The sequence below is a fragment of the Tolypothrix sp. PCC 7601 genome (assembly GCF_025677855.1).
Lineage (GTDB): Bacteria > Cyanobacteriota > Cyanobacteriia > Cyanobacteriales > Nostocaceae > Aulosira > Aulosira diplosiphon.
In genome coordinates, this window is record NZ_CP064879.1 from 7,438,879 (window position 1) to 7,463,581 (window position 24,703).

The following is a 24,703-nucleotide window of genomic DNA, read 5'->3' on the forward strand; positions in this document are numbered from 1 at the left end:
TTTCCCCTTTCAAGTAATAATACTTAGATTATATGAAATAAAAAATTTTCCAGCCTTGATGTGAGTAGATGTACGGTTTTGGGATTAATAAACGAGTACACCGTTGTTCACAGAACAGGCTACAAAAGGAAAAAATTTATGTATCAGCAACTTTTTTGTAAAGTTGTCGATAATTTACCTAAAATAAGGGCTACTGTCTGGCTTTCAGTATTAGCGATCGCACTATTCGGTACAGCCTGTACTGCAAATCGTGAAAGTTCGTCTGCAATTCAACCCCTGACGGTTCCATCACCTCACAGCCAGCGAACTGAAAACGAACAAGCCGCAATCACAATGGCGGTGATTCCTTGGCAAGTTTCCTCTGAGCAAGAACAGAAACTGCAACCTTTGGCTGACTATTTAGGCAAAACCCTGAAGCGGCCTTTTCAATTTGAAATTACTAAGAACTACGAAACAGCAGTTGAATTATTAATTCAAGGGAAAGTAGATTTAGCGTACCTGGGGCCAAGTAGCTACATTGCGGCCCGCCTTCGAGATTCTCAAATTGAACCCCTTGTTTCTCCAATTAATCAAGATACCAAGCGACCTTGGTATACATCTGTAATTATCGCTAGCAAAACTAGCGGTATTAAAACTTTACAAGATTTACCAGGTAAACGCTTTGCTTTTGTAAGTAGGATATCTGCTTCTGGATATGTTGTCCCAATGGCTAAATTACAAGAATTGGGTATTAATCCTCAAAGAGATTTTCGCTCAGTTGTTTTCTTGGGTAGCCATGATAAATCTAAGCAAGCTTTAATCAAAGGTGAAGTAGATGCGATCGCAGATGACAAGCGATCATTTACACAACAAATTAAAGAAGGGAAAATCGACCCTAAAAAATACACGATTATTTGGGAATCTGTGCCGCTCCCAAGCATACCTATTGTTGCAGCTAGTAAAGTCTCTATTGAACTCAAAGATACTTTGAAAAAGGTATTGATTGATGCACCGGCGGGTTTAATCGACCCTAGCGGTGCTGTGGGAATTGGCTATACTCTGGTGCAAGATTCCGATTATGACATTATTAGAGACTTTCAAAAGCGGGTTCCCACTCAATAGAACGACAAAAAATTATGCGAATCACGACCAAGTGTATTGGCTCGTCTTTAATTGTCGGAGGACTGGTTGTTTCTACTCTAGTTGGTGGTGACATCTTCATTAGGAAATCTGAAACTACAGCCCAAGACACCCAAACCAAAAATGCTCAGGCTTTAACTACTATTTTGCGAATTAATGTTGCCTTAAATAATCAGGTAGCAGCGCTTAAAGATATGATTTTGCTGAGGCGTGATGCGGTAAATCTGCTGAAATACCAAGATGCATTATCGGCATTTATCACTAATTTATCTGAACTAGAAAATTTAAATCCAGGTGTGGCTTCAGAGTTAAATAAAATTCGCGATCGCCATCATCTTTTAGCTGAGGTAGTCACAGAACTCACGAATCAATCACAAATCGATAAACCTTTAGAGTTAGCTCAATCACAGCAAGATTTTCGCGTGATTAATGCTTTTTCTCGTGATATTGAACTATATTTAAATGTCTTAACTCAGAAACTCCAACAACACTATGCGCTAGACAAGCAAGAATTTGAGCATTTCAAACAGAATACTCAACTTGCAAGACAAATCATTATCTTGTCTATTCTGCTAATTTTTATCGGGCAGTTATTACTGATTCTCTTACCAGTAACTCGCTCAATTCAACAGCTACAACAGGGAGCAGTAATTCTTGGCAATGGCAATCTAGAGTATCGCCTAAATATCAAGACGCAAGATGAAATTGAAGAATTAGCAGATGCATTTAACCAAATGTCTGCAACTTTAGCTGCATCTTATCGCTCTCTGGAATTAAAGAAAGAACTTGCCGATAGAGCAAATCGTGCTAAAAGTGAGTTTTTAGCTAATATGAGCCACGAATTGCGAACTCCGTTGAACGGTATTTTAGGTTATGCTCAAATTCTCCAACGAGATATCAGCATCACAACTAAACAGCGCGATGGCTTAAGGATTATTCACCAATGTGGCTCACATCTTTTAACATTAATTAATGATATTTTAGATTTATCTAAAATCGAAGCTCAGAAAATGGAACTTTATTGTCATGATTTCCATTTTCCAGCATTTCTTCAAAGTGTTGTAGAAATTTGCCGCATTCGTGCAGAACAAAAAGGTATCTCATTTATTTATCAACCATCTCACGATTTGCCAACAGCTATATCTGCAGATGAAAAAAGGTTACGACAAGTATTAATTAATTTATTGAGTAATGCTATTAAATTCACTGAAACAGGAGGTGTACAGTTTACTGTTACTGTATTAGAAAAATCAACATTAACTACAAAAATTCGCTGCCAAGTTAGTGACACAGGAATTGGTATAAGCCAAGCACAAATAGAGAAAATATTTTTACCTTTTGAGCAAGCTGGAGATACTCACAAACAATCTGAAGGTACTGGTTTAGGTTTGGCTATTAGCCAAAAAATTGTCAAATTAATGGGCAGTAAAATTCAGGTAAAAAGTGAATTAAATCAAGGTAGTAGCTTTTGGATGGATTTGGATTTACAGGAATCATTAGACTGGATGCAATCAGCCAGAATGATAGCCGACGATAAAATTGTTGGCATTGCTAATGGTAAGCGGAAATTATTAATTGTCGATGATAAATGGGAAAATCGTTCTGTAATTGTCAATTTGCTTCAAGAAATTGGATTTGAAATTGCAGAAGCAACTAATGGTGAGCAAGCCTTAGAAAAGGCTTGTCAATTTTTACCAGATTTAATAATTACAGACTTAACTATGCCTGTAATGGATGGCTTTGAATTGACACGTCGTCTCCGGATGTTACCTGAGTTTGAAAATTTAACAATTATTGTTTCATCTGCTAGCGTATTTGAGTCTGACGAACATAAAAGTATAGGAGTTGGTGCAGATGATTTTCTGCCTAAACCTGTGCAGATGGAAGATTTATTTTTGAAGTTACAGCAGTACTTACAAGTTGAGTGGATTTATGAGTCGCTACAGTCAAAAGAAGCTGTAGAAGTGATACCTGTGAATCCTCCAATTTCAGTCAATAAATTAATTACAATTCCATCTGCAGAAGTTGAGCAACTTTTTGAATTAGCGATGAGAGGAAATATTAAGGGTATTCGTGAGCAAGCAGAAAAGCTTAAACAATTAGATGAAAAATTTATACCCTTTGCTCAAGAGTTACTGCAACTGGCAAAAAGCTTTCAAATCGACAAAATCAAAGAGTTTATTCAGCTATATCGAGGAGAACAAAAATGAGTTTAGCAATTGTGGAAATAGGGGTAATTTTGATTGTTGATGATAACCCCAATAATTTAGAAGTTTTATCAGAAGCCTTGATGGATACAGGCTGGGAAATCTTAGTGGCTGTGAATGGTGAAGGTGCGATCGCCCAAGCTGAATATGCTCACCCTGATATTATTCTCTTAGATGTGATGATGCCGGGAATTGATGGATTTACCACCTGCGATCGCTTAAAATCAAATCCCATAACGGCTGATATTCCCATTATCTTTATGACGGCTCTTTCAGAAACTGTCAATAAAGTTAAAGGCTTAAATTTGGGAGCGGTAGACTATATTACCAAACCATGTGATCAACAAGAAGTATTAGCACGTGTGCAAACTCATTTAAAAATTCGTCATCTCACCAAGCAACTGCAAACTCAAAATCAGCAACTGCAACAAGAAGTAGCAGAACGTCTGTTAGCAGAAGCGAAATTACAAAGCCTGACTCAAGATTTAGAACAACGGGTAGAAGAAAGAACATCTCAACTTTCTCATGCTTTATCTCATCTCCAGCAAACTCAGGTAAACCTGGTACAACGAGAAAAAATGTCTGCTTTAGGTGAATTAGTCGCCGGAATTGCTCATGAAATTAATAATCCTGTCAACTTTATTTTAGGAAATCTTGGTCACGCTTCCGAATATACTCAAAGTTTTATTGAATTATTAAATCTCTATCAAAAATATTATCCCGAACCAGTCGATGAAATAGCCGATAAAATCGATGAAATCGACTTGAATTATTTGATATGCGACTTTCCAGAAATTATTTTATCGATGCATAAAGGCACAAAGCGCATGGCGCAAATGATTCGCGCCCTGAGACATTTTTCTCGCCGCGATGATGCAAGCGCTGAACCCACAAATATTCATGAAGGTATCGACAGTACATTATTAATTTTGCAATATCGCCTCAAAGCTAATCCAGAACGTCCAGCCATTCAAATAATTAAAGAATATAATACCCTACCGCTAGTAGAATGTTTTCCTGGCCCCTTAAACCAAGTATTTATGAATATCCTTGCTAATGCTATTGATGCCATAGAAGAGTCATTTGCCAAAAGCAATTCTTCATTGGTAGAGTACACAGGAAAAATTACAATTCGTACTAGCGTAATAGAACAACGTTCAGTAGTAATTATTCAAATTGCTGACAATGGCATTGGTATGACACAAGCAGTTCAACAAGGTTTATCTGAACCAATGTTTACCACCAAACCTGTTGGTAAAGGAACCGGATTAGGTTTGTCTATTAGTCGGCAAATTATTGAAGAACAACATCAAGGAGCAATTTCATTTGTATCTGAACTAGGAAAAGGTACAGAATTTTCCATTGAAATTCCTTTGGTGAGAAGTTAGGTGTTTGGTAATTGGTAATGGGTAATTGGTAATGGGTAATTGGTAATGGGTAATTGGTAATTGGTAATTGGTGTTTGGTAATGGGTAATGGGTAATGGGTAATGGGTAATTGGTAATTGGTAATGGGTAATTGGTAATTGGTAATTGGTGTTTGTGAGAGGGGATGGCAAACAGTCTATTCTTTTGAATTGTGAATTGTTTTGTCTCCCTCATCTCCCTCATCTCCCTCATCCCCAATCCCCAGTCCCCAATCCCCAATCCCCAATCCCCAGTCCCCAGCCCCCAATCCCCAATCCCCTCACGCTCCTTCAATGGCTGCTACAACACCAAAGATTAAAAATAAGCAGCCGCCAATTAAAGTTATTTGACGTTCTGAGATGCGTCCCGCAATTATTTTGCCACCAATGACTGCGATCGCAGCACAAATGGCATGTCCTAATACTGCACCTACAGTCACCCCAATGGGATTATTACCTGCTGCTAGGGCAATGGTAGCGATTTGTGTGCGATCGCCCCACTCTGCCATAAATGTTAAGGTAAAGGCTTCGATTAAAATTGCCAGTGGGGTTTTGCGTTTGGGTAGTTGTAAATCTGCTTGCTTTACCGCAGCTTCTGCTTCTTCTACAACTTCCGTATCACAAGCCTTTGACATTTTACTACCTTGATATAGCAGCTTTAGACCAAAGGCGATAAACAACGCGATTTCGGCATAATGAATATAAATTTTGGGCAACAAAGATATTGTTTGTCCCAAAACCACCGAAAGAATTGTCATTGCAGCTAAAGCGGCTGTCACCCCCAAGAAGACTAAGCGTCGTGGGTGACGCATTGACAAAATCACGGCGATAAAAAATGTTTTATCCCCTAACTCGGAAATTGTAATTAGTAACAAACCTGCGGTAAAAGCTGTTAGCACTCTTTCAAGCTCCTGAAAATCGTTTACTGCGATGGAGCTTGATGAGAACCAAAAGACCTCACCAAGCTCCACCCTTTTGGGTGTGAACTCGGTGAAGGTCTCGCTACCAAATACTTGATACTTGTCATCTGAACCAGGCTCATCGCCAGTATGTTGACTCAGATGGGCTGGCTTTTCATGCCAGCAGCTACTCCCCTTCTATATCAATCTGAATTGTATATTTGTCTTCGGAAAGAGTCAAGATAATGTGCGATCGCTTGAAATCAATTTTTAATGGGGACTGGGGACTGGGGAATATGAGGGAGATGAGGGAGATGAGGGAGATGAGGAAGAAATTTCCATTACCAATTCAATGCCCAATGCCCAATGCCCAATGCCCAATGCCCTATTCCACAACCTCATTCACAGGGAATCTATCAATTAACTGCATAGCGCGGTAAGCATTGCGTTGCAGTGAATCGGGTAAATTCGGCACATGGGGAATTTGAGATAATAAATCCAAAGTCCGGCGTAATATTCTGACCACATCACCTTCATCTAAGGTCGTATTTTCACATAGTTCTGTCCACTCAATTCCCAGCGCCCATTGTTCTACTAGGGCAATTAACTCAAACTCTAACCATATAGGTAACGCCACATTATAACGCCGTTGGATTTGGAACATCTGGCGGCGAATTCCCCGCAGTTTTGCTAAAGCATCTACAACTTGATTGCTGAGATCAAACCGCACTTTGCTATCGGGGCGAGGAGTTTCTGTCACTAACGCTGCAGCTGCGGCGGCTAAATGGTGCGGATCTAAATTATTGAATTCACCACTAGCTAATACCAAACCTAGCCACAATTCATTTTCTCCCCGGATAGCCGCAGCAACTTGCCCTAATGCTGTGGGTACTAAGTTATCTAAACAGCCAAAATGCTGCAAAATTTCAATTAAATTGAGAAACTCTTCCCAGTGATGTTGGGATTGTTGCTCTACTTGCTCTTGCAATAGTTGCAGTTCGGCTTCTAGTTCTACATAACGTGCCCGACGTTTGAAAATAGCGCCAGCATTACCCGATTGATACACAGGATGGGCTTCTAATTGCTCCTGTACAGCAGTTACACGGCTGAGTTGTTCTGCAACTTCTGGAGCCATATATAAAGATTCCTCTGGTTGCGGAATTCTTTGGGCTATGGCTGCTGTTTGTGCGTCACCACGCCATATCTGTCCTGGTTTAAACACTAGTTCCGGTGGTGGCAAAATCTCCGGTGGAATATCAATTCGTGGTAGTTCGGCATACAAATCCACGATATCTTCGGTTGTGCCTACATACCATCGATTATCTCGTCCTAAGCAAACTAAGTAAGGAGTTTGCTCACCAGAAGTTTTACCAATTAACACGGCTGTAATTGGTGTGGGAACTGTGATGTTTTTGCCCTTGATACTCAACATTGTCCCGGAGACAGCAAAGCCCAACATCATGGCTAATTGTTCTTGTCTGTCTTCCTGTGCTTGCTGTTGTAGAGTTTTTAATAATTGCCGTTCTACTTTCAGCCGTTGGCGCAATTTCTCATACACAGCCAGTTCATTTTCATCTACTGCGGCAATTTGCTCCTGCAGTTGGTTTAATTGGGCTTGCAGTTCGGCAATCTCATCGTAATTTGGTTGTAAATGCAGAGTCGCCATGTACTGGCCAAAACTGCGTTCGATGAGTTCTCTGGTTTCGTCCAATGTATGGGTTTGCAGTAGGTTCAGTACCATCCCATAGCTGGGGGTAAACTGGCTAACTAGAGGATCTGGTTTGGAGGTTGCTAAATATGCCGCTTCTTTGGAACCTTCAAAGGGGGTTTGGACTGTAACTACATGACCTTGTAAATCCATACCACGCCGACCAGCGCGTCCTGCCATTTGCAAGAATTCGGAAGCGTTTAATAGGCGATGTCCGGTGTCGGTACGCTTGGAAAGGGTGGAAATTACAGTGGTACGGGCGGGCATATTAATTCCCGCTGCTAGTGTTTCGGTGGCAAATACAACCTTAATTAGCCCTTGCTGGAATAGTTCTTCTACTAGCACTTTCCAGGCAGGTAAAATTCCAGCATGGTGAGCCGCAATGCCGCGATAGAGAGGCGCAATTTGTCCCGAACGTCCCGCTTCCGGGTTGCGGCTTAAAAAGTCATCAATTTGGCGGCGTAAGATTTGGGATTCATCATTATTTACCAGCCATAAATCACCCACCTCTGCCACAGCTTTATCACATCCCCGCCGACTGAAGATAAAGTAAATGGCGGGTAGCATATCCCGTTGCTGTAGCTGATTCAATGTATAAATTATGCTGGGAGCTTCTGGCCTACCACCTTTGCCTTTGTCTGCTGGTCGCCTTTTTCCCCTATTAGCTAGGCGGGGGTTAATTTTGTTTTTACTGTCGTTGAGTAGGGGGAACAATCCTTTGGGATTGCAAAAATGAAATTCTAAAGGTACGGGGCGAAAATCGGAGTAAATCAGGTCAGTGGGCCCGTGAACGCGATTTAGCCAATCGGTGAGCTGATCGCTATTGGCAACCGTTGCCGACAGCGCCACCAATTGCACTTCCCGGGGACAATAAATAATCGATTCTTCCCAAACAGTTCCGCGTTGGCGATCGTTCATGTAGTGGCACTCATCTAATACCACCGCTTCCACATCTACTAAAGATACGCCAACTTGCCCTATGGGTGTGCCATAGAGCATATTACGGAAAATTTCTGTAGTCATCACCACAATCGGCGCATCCCTGTTAATGGAGGCATCTCCAGTTAACAGACCGACCTGTTCAGACCCAAATTTTTCGCGGAAATCACGTAACTTTTGATTCGACAGCGCCTTTAAAGGAGTAGTGTAAAATACGCGCTTACCTCGCGCCAGAGCACGATAAATAGCATATTCACCCACCAACGTTTTGCCCGATCCTGTAGGCGCACAAACGACTACAGAACGACCAGCATTGAGGGACGCGATCGCATCTTTTTGGAATTGATCTAGATGAAAAGGAAATATTGACTCTAGGTCAACTTCTTGGGACGGTGCGGGATAGTTCACTCAATCAAATTTGCAACCAGACTGTCTACTATATTAACGGCTATTTTGTCAACTTTGGAATGGGGTATGGGGGATTGGGCATTGGGCATGGGGCATGGGGCATTGGGCATTGGGCATTGGGCATTGGGCATTGGGCATTGGGTAATGGGTAATGGGTAATGGGTAATGGGTAATGGGTAATGGGTAATGGGTAATGGGTAATAGGGATTTGTTATTTGTTCTGTCTCCCTCATCCTCCTCATCTTCCTCATCTCCCTCATCTCCCTCATCTCCCTCATCTTCCTCATCCCAGTCCCCAGTCCCCAGTCCCCAATCCCCAACCCCTCACTTCCCCAATTCCTGCGATCGCTCTGTGGCGGCTCTCACTGCTTCGATTAAGGCGGAACGGAATGCGCCTTTTTCTAGTTGGGCGATACCAGCTATTGTGGTACCACCGGGGCTGGTAACTCTATCTTTGAGTTCTGCGGGGTGCATTTTGCTCTCGTGTAAGAGTGTGGCGGTTCCGAGGACTGTTTGTAGGGCTAGTTGATTGGCGATCGCTCTGGGTAACCCTGCGGCTACTCCGCCGTCAGCAAGTGCTTCTACCATCAAGGCTACGTAAGCCGGGCCGCTTCCGGATAGTCCTGTGACTGCATCCATTAAGTATTCTGAAACTTCTACCACTTCTCCCACGGCGGCAAATATTTGCTGGGCTATTTGGTGATGTTTGGGGTTGGTGTAAGCACCTGAGCAAATTGCTGTCATTCCTGCGCCGACTGTGGCGGGTGTATTGGGCATGGCTCTAATGACTGGTAAGCTAGGAAATGCAGCTTCTAGCTGACTTAAAGGCACACCTGCCAAAATAGAAATTAATAGGGGTGAGTGTTCAGTAATTTTCAGGTCGATCATCTCTGCTACTTCTTGGGCGATCGCACTGAACACTTGCGGTTTCACAGCCAATAATACAACTTCCTGAGTTTGCTCTAAAATCAGGCGATTATCGGTAGTTACCGCCACGTTATATTGTTGTTTTAAAAAATTCTGGCGCGCAGGTTGGGGTTCGCTAACTATAACTTCTGATGGTTGATAAATTTCACGCGCAATAAGGCGGGATAATAGCGCTTCTCCCATTACCCCGCCACCAATTAAACCAAATTTAATAGTCATTAATTAGTCAAATAACCAATAGTCAATACTTTATGAGTCCAGAGTCAAAAGTCAAAATAAGGCAAAAGTTAAAAGGCAAAATAAATATTAAATTTATCTTTCTTTTTACTTTTTACTTTTTACTTTTTACTTTTGACCTTGACCCTTGACTACTTTACCTTTATTGTGCTGCCATCCGGTTAACTTCATTGCCCCATGCTGGAGTAGGAGTTGTTGTCCGAGGACGTGCGGGTGGTTGTGGTACTTCGTGAATAACTCCGCCATGAGTGCTAACTTGCACACAGCTGGGTGTAAACAAAAAGATACTTTCTCCAATACGTTCTTGATGTCCATCTAATGCGTATGTACCACCTGCTACAAAATCTACCGCCCGTTGAGCTTGGTCGGGATCCATAATTGTTAAATTTAATACTACTGATTTGCGCTCGCGCAAAGCTTGAATAGCTTGAGGCATTTCTTCAAATGTGCGTGGCTCAAGTACTAATACTTCCGAAATTCCGTTAATTGCTCCTGGCATACCTATCACATTCCCCATTGATTTTGACCCTGTCGCTACGTCATTACCCATTGTAGGCATGGGTTCCCGCCAACGTCGATTTGGCGCAGCAGGTTCTTGGGGTGCCGGTTGGGGATTCTCTTCTTGATAGAGATTTTGGTAGCTTTCGGTTTCTGGTTCTTCTTCGTAGTATTCGTATTCTACTTGTTCATTTAGTCCAACAAAGTCTCTTAGTTTAGAAAATATATTGTTCATTGTGTACGCTCCTGGTGCAATTTAGCTTTATTTTTACCTGACTATAAATCAATGTAGCTAGCTTTGATCGCTACATGGATGCCTTATTCAGCAATTTTAGTACTAGAGGTAGTTTCTACTACAGGCTTAGGTGCAGAACAGATGTTGTTGACTGCATCTGCATGATTACCTAAACGCGATAATGAGTCAAGATTATATACTAATGTTTCTCCGAATGAAAGTTAATTTCCACCCCATTTTTCGGGGATCAAACTTGTGGCAAAACTATATCTTTTGTTACTTATTGCAATGGTCTCTTTGAGAAGTCTTCTCAAAAACGGCTGAAAGCTTCTGATACCAATACTTACAAGTTATTAACTAATATTCTTATATCTGCTCAGTGCGATCGCCAAACAAGATGGTTCCTAACCTTACCATCGTTGCTCCTGCTTGTACGGCTAGGTGATAATCACCAGACATCCCCATCGACAAGTGCTGCATCTCAATGTGTGACCAGTGTTGATCTCTAATGGTTTTTGCCAGGTCGCGAGTAGTATTAAATACATTTAAAATTTCCGCTTCATTTAATCCTAAAGGCGGAATTGTCATTAAACCTTGAATATGTAAATTTTTATATTGATTAATTACGGATAAGTCATTTAACAGTTGTGGTATAGTCCAGCCGCCTTTGTTGGGATCGGGAAGAATTTTAACTTGCAGACAGACATTAGGAGTTACCCCTAATTGTTCTGCTATTTGATCCAAGCGCTGTGCTAACTGCAAATTATCAACAGAGTGAATCCAGGAAAATTGTTCTAGGGCTTTTTTGGCTTTGTTGCTTTGCAAATGCCCAATAAAGTGCCAGGTAATATCGCTTAAATCTTGTAATTGAGCTTGCTTTTTCGCGGCTTCTTGAATCCGGCTTTCGGCAAAATCGCGGATTCCTGCGGCGTATGCAGAGCGCATCATTTCCGCCGACACTGTTTTGCTAACTGCAATCAACCGTACCGAGGAAGGTAGGGAGGAGCTAATTTTGGTAATACGTTCGCCAATTGAACTAGTCACTTCGCTGCGATCGGAATTCACAATTCACAATCCAAAATTCAAAATTAACGATCCCCTACATTACAGCAGTTTCTAGGTCTAGCAAAGTGCTGAGTTGAAGAGACGCGATTCATTGCGAGTTGGAGAGACGCGATGAATATTGGTGTCAACTTAAGCTAAAAGCGATATAGGGCGGGCGTTGTACAAATACCTCACGCCCTCATCCCCTAACCCCTTCTCCCCCTGGAGAAGCTACGGTGTACACAGAAGTCTTGAAATCCTACCTGGAAGGGAGTTTTAAACTCAGATAAAAATCGCTCAAAACCTGTCATTGCGAGCGAAGCGTTCGCGTAGCGTCTCGAAGAGAAGCAATAAGAGCACCAAGCGATTGCTTCGTCGTTCCTCCTCGCAATGACGATTTCAGGGGCTTGAAATCCCTGAAACGTATGCGGAGAGTACTTGTGTGTACACCGTAGCTCACTGAGGGAGAGGGGCTGGGGGTGAGGGCGAAACCTTTGCACAAAGCGGGTTTCACGTTAAGTAACCACGCAAAATTAATTACAGTCATTGCGAGCGCAGCAAAGCAATCTCAACCCTTGCGATTGCTTCATTACGCTCCGCTCCATTCGCAATGACATTGTGTAATTAATTTTGTTTAACTACTTAAGTTGACACGTATGCGCGATGAATCGCGTTTGTACAAGAGTGAAGATTAGCTCCCCTGCTCCCCTGCTCCCCTGCTCCCCTGCTCCCTATTGGAATGTGCGTTGGAAAACACCGTGAAGCAGATCGTACTCCTGAGAATGCCCGGTGCGACGCAGAGTACGCAAGCGATTTTCCAACATCATTCTGGCTTCGGTGCGGCCTATGGGCTGAAATTTTATACCTTTGATGTCATTTGTTACCAAAAAAAATAAACGTTGGGCATAAAGTGTAGTGAACAAATCCTGGGTCTCGTCAACCATACAGATTCTGTAAAGGAGACCCCAAGTTGGATGATTTATGTAAGTTTCTGAGTTTTCTGAATTCATTTAGTGGTCAAGGTAAGCGTCTATTTTTTATATCTTTCCGCAGTTTTAGTACAAACATTCAGACGATGATACACCGCTTTCGTGAGAATATTTGTGCAAATTTACGCGAAATACAACAATGTTTGCTGTAGAGTGGTGTTTGCCAAGCCCTTGATCTAGTGTTTTTAAGGCAGTATTGAAGCTAGTAGCGCTACGCGAAACTCAAAATTAAGGCACCAAAAAGTTGATTAAATAAGCTTTTCGCTAATTTTGAGTTGCTAGTTTGGTGTTTGCGCCTGCTGTACTAGTAGGGGACAACAACAAGAGTAATGGCAAGTTCGCCTAGGAAACCTACATTCAGGTGCTATGTAGGGTAAGGCTCAGAAAATATCAGCCATTTTATCTCCTGTAAAGAACGACCAAGGGATACGTCATGCAAGGTTTCTCAAGATAAAATTCAGCCCTTAGACTTCTGTGTGCATAAACCTCTTTTAATGCTGCCATAATTTTCGCCTGTTGGCACACAATCGCCAAGGGTACACTATTGATGATTTAGCATATTCAGTGCTACCAATTGTGCCTGAGCTTTGTGCAGAGATTCATACCATTCTCGCTCAGGATCACTATCAGCGACAATACCTGCGCCAACTTGTCCCCAAACGATGTTGAGTTGGGAGTGCTGAGTGCTGAGTGCTGAGTGGGGAGTTGTGAGTGCTGAGTGAGGAGTTGGGAGTGCTGAGTTAATATCATTTTCGCTGCTCCCCTGTTCCCCTGGGGCTTTTGCTAATAAGAGGGTGCGAATTAAAATATTTAAGTCTAAGTTGCCTCGCCAATCTAAATAACCGCAGGAACCGTAGAATAAACTACGCCGTACTGGTTCCAGTTCTTCAATAATTTCCATGCAACGAACTTTGGGACACCCTGTAATTGTGCCACCAGGGAAGAGGGCGCGAATTAAATCGATAGCGGTGCGATCGCTCTTTAAGTTGCCTTTAACATTACTAACAAGATGCATCACGTGGCTATAGCGCTCAATTGTTAGCAATTCATCAACACAGACAGTTCCCCATTCACAAACTCGCCCTAAGTCGTTGCGTTCCAAATCCACTAGCATGATGTGTTCGGCGCGTTCTTTGGTGTTACTCAGCAATTCTTGTGCTAGCTGAATGTCTTGTTCTGGCGTGATCCCCCGCGATCGCGTCCCGGCGATTGGTCGAGTTTCGGCTTGGCCGTTTTGCAATAATACTAGCCTTTCTGGTGAACAGCTCATTACTTCTCCCCAAGGTGTTTGCCAATAACTAGCGAAAGGAGAAGGATTGATTTGCTGCAATGTTTGATAAATTGACCAACCAGAAGCGTTTGTGGTGGCTTCAAATCGCAATGACAAATTTGCTTGAAAAATGTCTCCCGCCTGAATATATTTTTTCGCTTGGTTAACGGCTGTCTCGTAATCTGATTGTGATGTGTGGAAGCGGGGGGAAATAGCGTAATTTGAAATTTTGCGATTGTTTTCTACGGATTCCTGATGGAGAATTGCGGCTTTTTTAGCTAATTTTTCTTGTAAATCATCGAGTTGACTCTCATCGCTAGCCGCTAGCCAAAGAGTTTGTTCGGCGTGATCCAAAATGGCGAAACAATCTGGTTCATACCAAAAAGCTACAGGAAACGGCAAGCGATCGCATTTATTTTGCGGTAGTTGTTCAATTTCCCAAGCTATGTCATAACCCAACCATCCCAGCCAACCGCCGGTGAAGGGGAGGTGAGGGGGGGATGAGGGGGAAATTATTTGTTGTCCGATTCCTCTGGTTTGTAGTAAATCGGATAAAAAGGGTAGAACTTTTCCTAGTGTGGGTGTCCACATTTGGGGGACACCATTGATAATGCGAGGTGCGCCGGCACAAATAGAATAGCGATTGAGTTGGGGATGGTTTTTTGGGGTGGGGTAGGTGCTTTCTAGTAGGGTGGCGATTTCAGAGTTATTATTGGGGCGAAACAGAGCCGCGAATACTTCGGAACCAGTACGATTTTTTAAAGGAAGCGATCGCCAATACCAAGGGTGGGTCATCATAAATTACTAATTCGTAATTCGTAATTCGTAATTAACAAAGGGTTAGAGGTTGTCGGAGTTGAGATTCCGTCCATCATCGCGGCTGTTTCGCAATCGCTGTCTGAAACTTAAACCTGGATGCCGAGTAATAAGCGCACGCCCCAAAATAAACTTAAAATTGCGATCGCTAGCCAGTCCCACCTTTTTAAGCGTAAGTCATGCCACAATACGCGATGCTCGTTAGGGCTGGTAAAACCGCGCACCATCATTGCACTCGCCATTTGTTCGGCACGGAGTAGCAAATTTTCTAATAATCTTTCTGCTACAATCATCCAAAGCTTGACTGCGCCTTTGATTCCTAGCTTTTTCCAATTAATCGCCCTAGTCATTACCGATCGCACTAAATTCTGCACTTCTTCTAAGACTAGAGGAATAAACCGCAAAGATAAAGTTAAAGTTAAAGCTACTTCTGTTACAGGTAATTTCAGCCGTCGCAGTGGTTGCATTAAGCTTTCTAAACCTGCTGTAATTTCTTCTGGCGCTGTGGTTAGCAGGTAGAGGTTAGTACTATAAATTACGGTAAATAAAATTGTACTTAAGCGCACCGCTAAATCTAAAGAACGGCGATTGACTTTGACTGGCCCTTGGTGAAATAACACATATCTATATTCTTTATTGCCAAATTCTGCTTTTTCATCAATATTTGGCGGCTTGGCAGTGGATGGCTGAGTTAAAATTTGCTCGTTGGCTGGGAGACGGGGCTGATAATTTACACCTAAACCATCTGGGCTGATAGCGGCAATTAATAAAACAAGAACCGACAATAGTAATAACCAGCCCATTTGCTGCTGCCATACTCTTTTAGGAATTCTGGCAGTGAGAGTCACAAAAATCAATACTATGACCAGCAGTACCCGCCATTCGATAGGGGCAAATAAATAACTGGTGAGTAAACTCATCAACCAAGCAAACTTGACGCGGGGATCAATTCTATGCAGCCAAGTTTGAGGTTCTTCTAAATAAAGTCCCAGAGGTAGCGATCGCAGTAAATCCATGTGGCAATTTTAGATTTTAGATTATTAAGCCTGTGTTAGGTATGAAAGCTTCTGATTTCCAGTTAGTCCACTCCAGTCTAAAATCTAAAATCCAAAATCCAAAATTTTAAACGCGGGTAGCACGATTGATACTAGCAACTTCAGCATCACGGACTTTCTTACTGCGCCACAATAAACGAATGGGAGTGCCTTTAAATCCTAGTTGTTGGCGGAATTGTCTTTCGATGTAGCGGCGGTAGTTTTCGTTAAAGCGTTTTGCATCGTTAACGAACAGTGCGATCGTGGGTGGTTGGCTACTGACTTGAGTACCGTAATAAATTCTACCTTGTCGCCCACCCCGTGAGGTTGGTGGTGAATGCCAACTGACTGCATCTTCTAAAACTTCGTTAATTACAGATGTGCTGACACGGCGTTTGTGCGATTCTGCAGCTTGATTGACTAATTCTAAAATTTTCTCGACGCGTTGTCCTGTTAAAGCACTGACAAATATTGTGTCTGCCCATTCGGTAAAATGCAACCGGGATTGCATAGTCTTTTCATAGTCATAAATGGTGTAGGAGTCTTTTTCCACAGCATCCCATTTATTGACTACAACTATACAAGCTCTCCCTTCATCAATCACTCGTCCTGCTAATTTTTGGTCTTGTTCGGTAACTCCGTCTAAAGCGTCAATTACCATTAACACCACATCGGCGCGGCGAATTGCTTTGAAAGCGCGGTTAATACTAAAGAATTCTGTGCCGTATTCTATGCTTTTCTTTTTGCGAATACCAGCAGTATCAATCAAGCGATAGGTTTGTCCATCCCGCTCAAACATGGTATCAATCGCATCGCGGGTTGTACCAGAAATGGGACTGACAATCGCTCTTTCTTCTCCCACAAAAGCGTTTAATAAACTAGATTTACCAACGTTGGGGCGACCAATAATTGCTACTTTGATTTCATTGGTTTCCGGTACATCTGTTACCTGGGGAATGTGCTTAATTAACTCATCCAGCAATTCGCCTGTACCACTACCATGAATTGCAGAAATTGGGTAAGGTTCACCTAAGCCTAATTGCCAAAATTCTGCAGCTTGGATTAATCCTTGTTCGGGAGATTCACATTTATTAACAGCCAACAGTACAGGTACAGGGTGTTGACGTAACCACTCTGCAATTTCTTCATCAGCGTGAGAAGGCCCAGTTTGCCCATCAACCACAAAAATAGCCGCACTCGCTTCGGTTAGCGCCGTCATTGCTTGTTGGCGAATCAGTGGTAAAAATTCCGTATCATCATTAAAGACCAAGCCACCTGTATCGACAACCAAAAATTCGCGATCGCTCCAATAAGATGGCATATAAGTGCGATCGCGCGTTACTCCTGGTTCATCATGGACTATCGCCGTTTGTTCCCCGGCGAGACGATTAACCAGGGTAGATTTGCCCACATTGGGGCGACCGATAATTGCAACAATTGGCAGTGCCATAAAACCAGGATTAAGTAAGAGACGTAATATATCACGTTTTTACATTTTAGCTACTTTAAGTCTTGATTTAATTGCTTAGGTCAATAGACTTTTTGTAGAAGTTGGGGAAAGGGGAAAGGGGAAGGGGGAAAGGGTTTGGATTTTCCCTTTCCCATTTAACCTTTTCCCTTTGCCCATTTCTTGCAGCACGAGGTATATTTACTCAAGAATTTAAATGTAGGGTGTGTTGTCGCGCAGCGCAACGCACCGACGCTGAGTCTGAAAATCATTAGCTAATGACAAGGCTTTGATAGTTGGGGATAATTGCGATCGCCAAGAGACGTGAGAAAGAATTTAAATGTAGGGTGTGTTGTCGCGCAGCGCAACGCACCGACGCATCATCAACAACAAGGTGCGTTAGCCTACGGCATAACACACCCTACGAACTTAAGTATTGAATGATTTTTTTGCTCCTTCTTCGTAAACGGAGGAGCCACTCTCGTGGGCGGGTTTCCCGACTTGAGAGAAGTGGCGTGAGCCACTCTCGTGGGCGGGTTTCCCGACATAAAGCAACTGGCGTAGGCTTGAAACCGTTTTTTGGATTTTATTTTTAGATTTAATCTAAAATCTAAAATCCAAAATTGTCTCGGTCAAGTTTGGAAGCTAATTTACTGGCTCACAAATTTGCAATCTACTGTATTTTAAATTTTTGTTTTTTTACGTAAAAGATATAGGTCTTCTTTCCTCCAAGGCAGCCATCTTCTAAAAGAATATTTTTTCTCTATTTCATAACCAATATTAGGTACAAAAGAAAGACTATATTTATAATTATCACTACCCCAAAGGCAAGTGAAGTCATTCCAATTAACTCTAGTATATGCGGAACTTTTATGATATTTAGGATTGCATATTTCCAGCTTATTCCCAAAATACCAACCTTTAAATTCAAATCCGCCGTTTATTTGATTGGGCAATATTTGGGATGTTTGCATCAAATCGTTGACAGCTTGCCATCTAACACGGTTCCATAACAGATAATCATGGGTTGCAGTGATGGTGAATCCGCCATAGAACAAAAGCATCATTAAGCAGATAGAAGCTGCTCTCAATGTAAGCTTATTTTTACTATAATTTGTGATTGCCATTGAAATAAGCATCAATAAAAATGGCAAGAAAATAATGAGGTAGCGATCAAACCAAAAACCTTTTAATCCAGCAATTGGTAAAAAGAATAGAATAATACTAGAAATAGTTAACATTAACAGCCACTTTCGATTTAAGTCTGTCTTTTGGTTAAATACTTGGAGTAGAGCCAAAAATAAGCACTGAAACAATAAAGCAACACCAACCATACTTACTAATGTTAGTATCTGCCAAACTCTAGAAATTAAAGTTATTAAAGTAAGATTTGGATTTAAGAAAGCGCTATAACCATTTATTGTTTGAGGACCTAAACCAAAAGATTCTATAACATTGCCTACAAAAGGCATTCGCTGGTGTTTAGCTAAACAATACACTGAAATTATGGCGACTATAAAAAAACTGAAAAAAAGACTAATTTGTTTTTGACGAAGAGAAAAGTTTTTAAATTGTATAGAAAAATTAAGAATTAAAAAAGGGAAAATAAATAATCCTAAATATACTGAGATTAATAATATATTTTTAGAGTAAATTGCAACAATTTCTAAAAAACTTTTTGAAAAAGTCTCTACTAATTTATGACTCTGAAAGTTGTAAAGGATAGGAGCTCGGTCTGTTGCCTGTAACCAACGAGGATAGGATATATACAAAGCTATCCCTAGAATAGTTGGAGTTATAGCTTCAATAAAGGTTCTAATTTTGAAACCTTTTTTTATCAGGTACGCTAAACTAAATGTTGGAAGAATTAATAAACCCAACTGACGATTAAGAATAGATATAAAAGAAATTAATACACCCAAAAAAAATTCAATATTTGACTCTCTTTTAAGACCTCTAATTAAAAAATATAAAGATACAAATGTGAATGTAAATGAAGGAACATCACTCATAAATGAGTTAGAGAGCGCAAAATATAAAGGATTTAGAGCAATTATAAGTGCTCCAAGCAGAGAAATTTTAGGGCTAGTATTAACTTCTCTCAATAGACCATAAGTGGTGAGAACACCAATTAATCCTAAAGTTAAAGTTGAGAGTCGAAGTGCTGTAAATGAAAAACCAAAAGGTAGACAAAACAGCGCTCCCCAGATAACTTGAGATAATAGGTTTGTCGCAGTCCAGTCTGAAAGTTGAAAATTACCTGTTTCTAGTAAAGTTTTTACACTCCAACCATAAGCCCAGTCATCGTTGAGAGGAAAATCCCCGATAGGGTTTACGAGAATGACTAGGACAATCCATGTAGCAATTATTATTACAATATTTTTGATATCAACCTGTTGATACTTAAGCATAAATTTTGTTTATATAACGTGAGTTCGACGGAGCTAAAAAACGGCAGGAGGTAGTGCAGGCACGTATTTTGGGTAAATCATCGTTCATTTTGGTTTTTTACACAAGTAAAGAGGCAAATTTTTTCAATTTACCTCTTTGCTGGCTAATGCAAGTAATTGCAAATTTTTAATTATTTATCCGTAGTCAATGTTGTTGGAACTGCTGGACGTGCTTTCTTTCTATATATCCTGCGTGTTCCACCAGCCATGCCATACTCATCACTAGTTTTGCCATAGCGAGATGCAACACTCAGCAGCATTTGCTCAGAAATCATATTCAACTCACTTTCTGCTGCTACTAATGCAGAGTGTGTTGTCTCCACCATTGTTTTTGCTTGGTTATAGGCGGTTAACTTATCTCGAATCTCCAAAATTTTATTTTGATAACTGGCGATTGATAACCCATTACCAAAGTCTAAGTCAGAATTGATCATCTGCATCCCTTCAATCCGTCGTTCAGCTTTGGTGAGTGCGATGGAATTGCGTCTCTTTTGCGCCATAAAGTTTTCCTGTTGAAATTTTGATATGAAGAACCCTGATAATGCTTAATACGGAGTTCCTTAGATACCTTTAAGATACGCAATGAATAAATGTACTAGCCACAGTGAAGCTACAGAAGTTTGCTAGCAATAGTATGAGCAAAATTCATAAATAAGAGTATATTTCCGGAAATTAACTGCAAAAGCAAGTTTACGAGTTGCAAAAGCAAGTTTACAAGTTGCAAGTGTTAGTTTGTGAGTTGCAAGTGTTAGTTTGTGAGTTGCAAGTGTTAGTTTGTGAGTTGCAAAAGCAAGTTTAAGAGTTGCAAGTGTTAGTTTGCGAGTTGCAAAAGCAAGTTTACGAGTTGCAAGTGCTAGTTTGTGAATTGCAAGTGCTAGTTTACAAAGCGATCGCATTCATTTTACTTTCAATATACAATGTCGCAGGTAGGGGCAAGGCACTGCCCATAGGTGTCAACTTCAGCTAAAAGCGATATAGGGCGGGCGTTGTACAAATACCTCGCGCCCTCATCCCCTAACCCCTTCTCCCGCAGGAGAAGGGGAACTAAATCTCTGGCTCCCTTCTCCCTGTGGGAGAGGGGCACAGGGTGAGGGCGAAACCTTCCAACCAAGAGGGTTTCACGTTAAGTTGACACGACTGGGCACTGCCTTGCCCTTAAAATTATCTGTACTATTGGTATTTGAGTTAGAATGTGCGATCGCATCCCGGCGATTAGTCTGGTTTAGGCTTGGCGATTCTGCAATTACACTTTATTCAGCATGAGATTTATAAAAGCGCAGATGCACAATAGTGTTGTTGGTGAAAGAGAATTTCTGTCCTTTGTCATCTAAAAAATAGTAACGTCCACTTTTAATGCCTATAAATTTACCCTGTAATTTGTAGCCGTTGAGGAACTCAATTTTATATATTTCATTAATCTTAAGTTCACTAAATTGTACGGTTTCCATCTTTAATAAAAATGTTAACTTCTTTTTCTAGTGTTAAAATGACGTTAATTTTCCGTAAAATAATTTAAAATTTTAGGCTGAGTTAGCTTATTAACTAAAATGCCATATTTTGGTAGATTTTTGCTACATATAAATTGATTAAAATATTTAATAATGTTTAGAGGATTATATGCTTCAGGTAAATATATGGGGAGACAAAATTTAAATATTTCTCTAAAAAACTATGAACAACAGTCGTTTTCGACATTTATTAGCTAGCTAAAAGCAGACTGTTGGACTTCGTTGTACCTTGCTCAAGAATTTGATGCAATATCAAAAATTCATCGGCGTTTATCGGCGTTTATCGGCGTTTATCTGCGGTTAATTTAATCAAATCTAATGCCTCATTTTAGGTGTGTTAGTCCACTACTAATGAATAGCATTTACTTAAGTAAACATTGCTTCCCAGATCCCCGACTTTTTGAAAAAGTCGGGGATCTAAATACCGCTAAAGTTAAGTTATATTCCACCCTACTGATGATAAAAAAATATAAGGGATTTCCAAGAAATAAATTCTTCCATCTTGTGGGGCGGGCATCTTGCCCGCCACATAAGCTGGGCGGACAAGATGTCCACCCCACAATAAATACTGGGATATTTTTTTATTTGGAAGTCCCTAAAACGCAAAAATTTTTACATCTTGTGGAGTTATGACTACCTAACTATCGTGACTTCTTTAGTTGCAGGCGAGCGTTATGAGGTGCTTATCAAAGTGACCCTATTCCTGTAGGATTTGATTGCAGACTCTGCTGTAAATAGGCTGACAATCTATCCCATGAAGAAATTAACTCAATTGTCTATAGCCAGTTATTCCGGTGAAAATAGGCGAAAAATCAAATTTTTCCGCCTGTTTATTTACTTTATTATGGCTTTGCTATGCAGTTTGAGTTCACCAATTATGGCGGTAGTTCCGGGAATTGCTGCTTCATCTCAACCGATTGTCAAGGAAATTGCCAATCCAGCTTCCCTACTGCAACAGGGTAAATTGCTTTACGATGCAGGCAATTTTAGTGAGGCAGTGCAGGTATTGCAGCAAGCTGTCAAGGAATATCAAACTCAAGGCGATCGCATCAAACAAGCTGCCACTTTGAGTAATCTTTCCCTAGCTTACCAGCAACTCGGTGCTTGGCAGGAAGCACAAAAGGCAATTACAGACAGTTTAAATTTGCTCAATACAGAACAAAATAGCCAAAGTCTGCAAATATTCGCTCAATCTTTAGATATTCAAGGACGCTTGCAATTAGCCACGGGACAAGCGGAGGCGGCTTTAATAACCTGGCAACAAGCAGCAAAAATTTATACGCAGCTAAAGTACGAACCTGGCGTAGTGCGGACGCTAATTAATCAAGCACAGGCTTGGAGAAGCCAAGGCGCTTACTTGCGGGCTGTAGAAATACTAGAAGAAGCGCATCAAAAATTACAATCGCAACCAAACTCCATAGAAAAAGCAGTGGGATTGCGATCGCTTGGCGATAGTCTGTTAGCCATAGGTGATGGGAAAAAATCGGAAGCGGTGTTAAAGCAAAGCCAAGAAATTGCCAAGAGTTTACCATCAAATGCAGAGCTTGGGGCGATTCTTGTGAGTTTAGGGAACAACGCCCGCACACAGCAGCAAACAACAGATGCGATCGCTTATTATCAGGAAGCTCTGCAATTATCCCCTTCACCTTTAACCAAAGTACAGGCACAGCTAAATCTTCTCAGCCTACTCATCGCAGATAAACAGCATTCCACAGCCGAAACTCTAGTACCCGCCATTCAATCCCAGCTTGCACAACTCCCCCCCAGCCGTGCAAGTATTTACGCCGCTATTAACTTCGCCCAAAGCCTCAACAAACTCCCCACTCCCCACTCAGCAACGCCAGTTGCTACAACGGGGGGAACCCCAACGGACAGTTTGCTCAAGTCGGGAAACCCGCCCACGCAACTGTCCTCCGCAACGCACTGGCTCCTCAGCACTCTTGTACAGACGCGATTAATCGCGTCTCTGCAACTCACCACCGCTATTCAACAATCTCGCAATTTGGGAGATCAAAAAACAGAGGCTTATGCTTTAGGCAGTTTAGCTAATTTGAACGAGCAAGCCCAAAATTGGCAAGAGGCGCAAAAGCTGACTAAACAAGCATTAGTCTTAGCGCAAACCAACAACGCACCGGAAATAGCTTATCGTTTAGAGTGGCAATTAGGCAGAATTTTTTGGGCACAAAAAGATTTAACAAAAGCGATCGCAGCTTATGATGGAGCGGTAGCAACTCTCAATTCTCTGCGCCGGGATTTAGTTGCAATTAATCAAGATGTGCAATTTAGCTTCCGCGATAGTGTGGAACCAGTCTATCGAGAGTCTGTAGAGTTGTTGCTGGAATCCCAAGCGGGAAAAGCTAACGATAAAATTTTAGATAAAGCACGCCAGCGCATCGAAGCTTTACAGTTAGCAGAATTAGATAACTTCTTTCGCGAAGCTTGTCTTTTAGGACAGAGTGTGGCGTTAGATCAAGTAGTAGATAAAGATAATCCCAATGCAGCAATTCTTTATCCAATTATTCTCCCAGAAGAAATTCAGGTAATTGTCAAAATTCCCCAAAAACCCCTACAGCATTACAGTACCAAAGTTCCCCAAGGGGAAGTTAACCAAGTCTTGGCAGAACTGCGAAGAAATTTGGTTAGTCCGACTGCGCTTAACGCTGTTAAAACCCAAGGAAAACAGGTTTATGATTGGCTAATTAAGCCTATTGAATCGCAATTGCCAGAAAACAAAGTCAATACCCTCGTATTCGTACTAGATGGCGCATTACGCAACTTGCCAATGGCATCACTCTACGATGGCAAACAATATTTAATCGAGAAATATGCGATCGCTCTCAGTGTGGGATTACAATTACTTGATCCCAAACCCATAGAAAAACAGCAATTGCGAGCCTTAACTGCTGGATTAACAGAACCTCCGCCAGACTTCCCCAACTTCTCACCGTTACCTGCAATTAAATCGGAAGTGGGTTTAATTGCTCAAGCTGGAGTTTCTACAACTAATCTCTTAGATGAAAAATTTACCCAAAAGGCATTAGCAAAGGAAGTTAATCAAGTCCCCTTTAACATCCTACATTTGGCAACTCACGGACAATTTAGCTCCCGCGCTGAAGACACCTTTATCTTAGCTGCTGACGGTGCCATCAATGTCAAGCAATTTGATCGCCTACTCCGTACACGGGATGAAACTAAACCAGAACCAGTGGAATTATTAGTATTGAGCGCTTGTCAAACCGCCGCCGGCGATCACCGCGCCGCACTGGGTTTAGCTGGAACCGCAGTCAGAGCTGGAGCGCGCAGTACCGTAGCATCTTTATGGCAAATTGACGATCAATCCACAGCCATATTTGTAGGTGATTTCTATCAACAACTGCAAAGCAAGAAAGTTACTAAAGCCCAAGCTCTCCGTCATGCCCAGTTAAAATTATTGCAAAACTCTAGTTACAAAGCACCTTCCTATTGGTCGGCTTATGTATTAATTGGGAATTGGCTGTAATTGGGGATTGGGGAACTCGGGGCCCCCTCTGGGGATAAGGGGTAATGGGGAATGGGGAATGGGG

General features: G+C 41.5%; 19 protein-coding genes. 5 read left to right on the top strand and 14 right to left on the bottom strand.

Annotated elements, in window-relative coordinates:
• The first annotated feature begins 138 nt into the window (after positions 1-138).
• The 3 genes from phnD to HG267_RS30220 are packed head-to-tail and all read left to right on the top strand — an operon-like array spanning position 139 to position 4,714.
• On the top strand, positions 139-1,101 hold the full coding sequence (gene phnD, locus HG267_RS30210; RefSeq protein WP_045873095.1) for a phosphate/phosphite/phosphonate ABC transporter substrate-binding protein: 963 nt from the start codon (positions 139-141) through the stop codon (positions 1,099-1,101).
• Positions 1,102-1,115: 14 nt separating this feature from the next.
• Positions 1,116-3,329, top strand: coding sequence for an ATP-binding protein (locus tag HG267_RS30215; protein WP_045873096.1), 2,214 nt, complete (start codon positions 1,116-1,118; stop codon positions 3,327-3,329).
• Positions 3,326-4,714 carry a response regulator gene (locus tag HG267_RS30220; protein WP_045873097.1) on the top strand — a complete coding sequence of 463 codons (1,389 nt, stop codon included), beginning with the start codon at positions 3,326-3,328 and terminating at the stop codon, positions 4,712-4,714. The genes HG267_RS30215 and HG267_RS30220 overlap by 4 nt, the downstream gene beginning before the upstream one ends.
• On the opposite strand, the gene HG267_RS30225 is transcribed toward HG267_RS30220, so the two are convergent.
• The 13 genes from HG267_RS30225 to HG267_RS30285 all read right to left on the bottom strand — a co-directional run bounded on the left by HG267_RS30225 (position 4,711) and on the right by HG267_RS30285 (position 20,132).
• A complete protein-coding gene (locus HG267_RS30225) occupies positions 4,711-4,884 on the bottom strand; it encodes a hypothetical protein (RefSeq protein ID WP_045873098.1) in 174 nt (57 codons plus the stop codon). The genes HG267_RS30220 and HG267_RS30225 overlap by 4 nt on opposite strands.
• Before the next feature lie 128 nt (positions 4,885-5,012).
• On the bottom strand, positions 5,013-5,630 hold the full coding sequence (locus tag HG267_RS30230; RefSeq protein WP_045873099.1) for a TMEM165/GDT1 family protein: 618 nt from the start codon (positions 5,628-5,630) through the stop codon (positions 5,013-5,015).
• 385 nt (positions 5,631-6,015) lie between these two features.
• Positions 6,016-8,685, bottom strand: coding sequence for a DEAD/DEAH box helicase (locus HG267_RS30235; protein WP_045873100.1), 2,670 nt, complete (start codon positions 8,683-8,685; stop codon positions 6,016-6,018).
• The gene (locus HG267_RS30240) at positions 8,682-8,918 is read right to left on the bottom strand and encodes a hypothetical protein (protein WP_155539522.1); all 237 of its coding nucleotides are present in this window, start codon (positions 8,916-8,918) and stop codon (positions 8,682-8,684) included. The genes HG267_RS30235 and HG267_RS30240 overlap by 4 nt, the downstream gene beginning before the upstream one ends.
• A 91-nt stretch (positions 8,919-9,009) precedes the next feature.
• Positions 9,010-9,831 (bottom strand): pyrroline-5-carboxylate reductase, encoded by an 822-nt coding sequence (gene proC / locus HG267_RS30245; protein ID WP_045873101.1) that lies wholly within the window; start codon positions 9,829-9,831, stop codon positions 9,010-9,012.
• A 160-nt stretch (positions 9,832-9,991) separates the two neighbouring features.
• A complete protein-coding gene (locus tag HG267_RS30250; protein ID WP_045873102.1) occupies positions 9,992-10,582 on the bottom strand; it encodes a cell division protein SepF in 591 nt (196 codons plus the stop codon).
• Between the two features lie 366 nt (positions 10,583-10,948).
• Entirely contained in the window at positions 10,949-11,626 is a 678-nt protein-coding gene (locus HG267_RS30255; RefSeq protein WP_045873243.1) for a YggS family pyridoxal phosphate-dependent enzyme, read from the bottom strand.
• 731 nt (positions 11,627-12,357) lie between these two features.
• Positions 12,358-12,636 carry a transcriptional coactivator PipX gene (pipX, locus tag HG267_RS30260; protein ID WP_045873103.1) on the bottom strand — a complete coding sequence of 93 codons (279 nt, stop codon included), beginning with the start codon at positions 12,634-12,636 and terminating at the stop codon, positions 12,358-12,360.
• A 520-nt stretch (positions 12,637-13,156) separates the two neighbouring features.
• Positions 13,157-14,680 carry an anthranilate synthase component I gene (locus HG267_RS30265; RefSeq protein ID WP_045873244.1) on the bottom strand — a complete coding sequence of 508 codons (1,524 nt, stop codon included), beginning with the start codon at positions 14,678-14,680 and terminating at the stop codon, positions 13,157-13,159.
• A gap of 110 nt (positions 14,681-14,790) precedes the next feature.
• Positions 14,791-15,717, bottom strand: coding sequence for an energy-coupling factor transporter transmembrane component T family protein (locus HG267_RS30270; protein ID WP_045873104.1), 927 nt, complete (start codon positions 15,715-15,717; stop codon positions 14,791-14,793).
• Between the two features lie 106 nt (positions 15,718-15,823).
• Positions 15,824-17,185, bottom strand: a complete 1,362-nt coding sequence (gene der, locus HG267_RS30275) for a ribosome biogenesis GTPase Der (protein ID WP_045873105.1) — start codon at positions 17,183-17,185, stop codon at positions 15,824-15,826.
• A gap of 680 nt (positions 17,186-17,865) precedes the next feature.
• Complete coding sequence (locus HG267_RS30280; protein ID WP_045873106.1) at positions 17,866-19,593, bottom strand: ArnT family glycosyltransferase; 1,728 nt, start codon at positions 19,591-19,593, stop codon at positions 17,866-17,868.
• 170 nt (positions 19,594-19,763) lie between these two features.
• Positions 19,764-20,132: a hypothetical protein gene (locus HG267_RS30285; protein ID WP_045873107.1), complete on the bottom strand. Its 369-nt coding sequence runs from the start codon at positions 20,130-20,132 to the stop codon at positions 19,764-19,766.
• Between the two features lie 308 nt (positions 20,133-20,440).
• Here HG267_RS30285 and HG267_RS30290 point away from each other — a divergent pair, with 308 nt between their 5' ends.
• Complete coding sequence (locus HG267_RS30290) at positions 20,441-20,599, top strand: hypothetical protein (RefSeq protein WP_155539524.1); 159 nt, start codon at positions 20,441-20,443, stop codon at positions 20,597-20,599.
• Between the two features lie 283 nt (positions 20,600-20,882).
• On the opposite strand, the gene HG267_RS30295 is transcribed toward HG267_RS30290, so the two are convergent.
• Positions 20,883-21,080 (bottom strand): hypothetical protein, encoded by a 198-nt coding sequence (locus HG267_RS30295; RefSeq protein WP_045873109.1) that lies wholly within the window; start codon positions 21,078-21,080, stop codon positions 20,883-20,885.
• An 814-nt stretch (positions 21,081-21,894) separates the two neighbouring features.
• Between HG267_RS30295 and HG267_RS30300 the strand changes: the two genes are divergently transcribed.
• The gene (locus HG267_RS30300; RefSeq protein ID WP_045873111.1) at positions 21,895-24,639 is read left to right on the top strand and encodes a CHAT domain-containing protein; all 2,745 of its coding nucleotides are present in this window, start codon (positions 21,895-21,897) and stop codon (positions 24,637-24,639) included.
• Positions 24,640-24,703 lie beyond the last annotated feature (64 nt).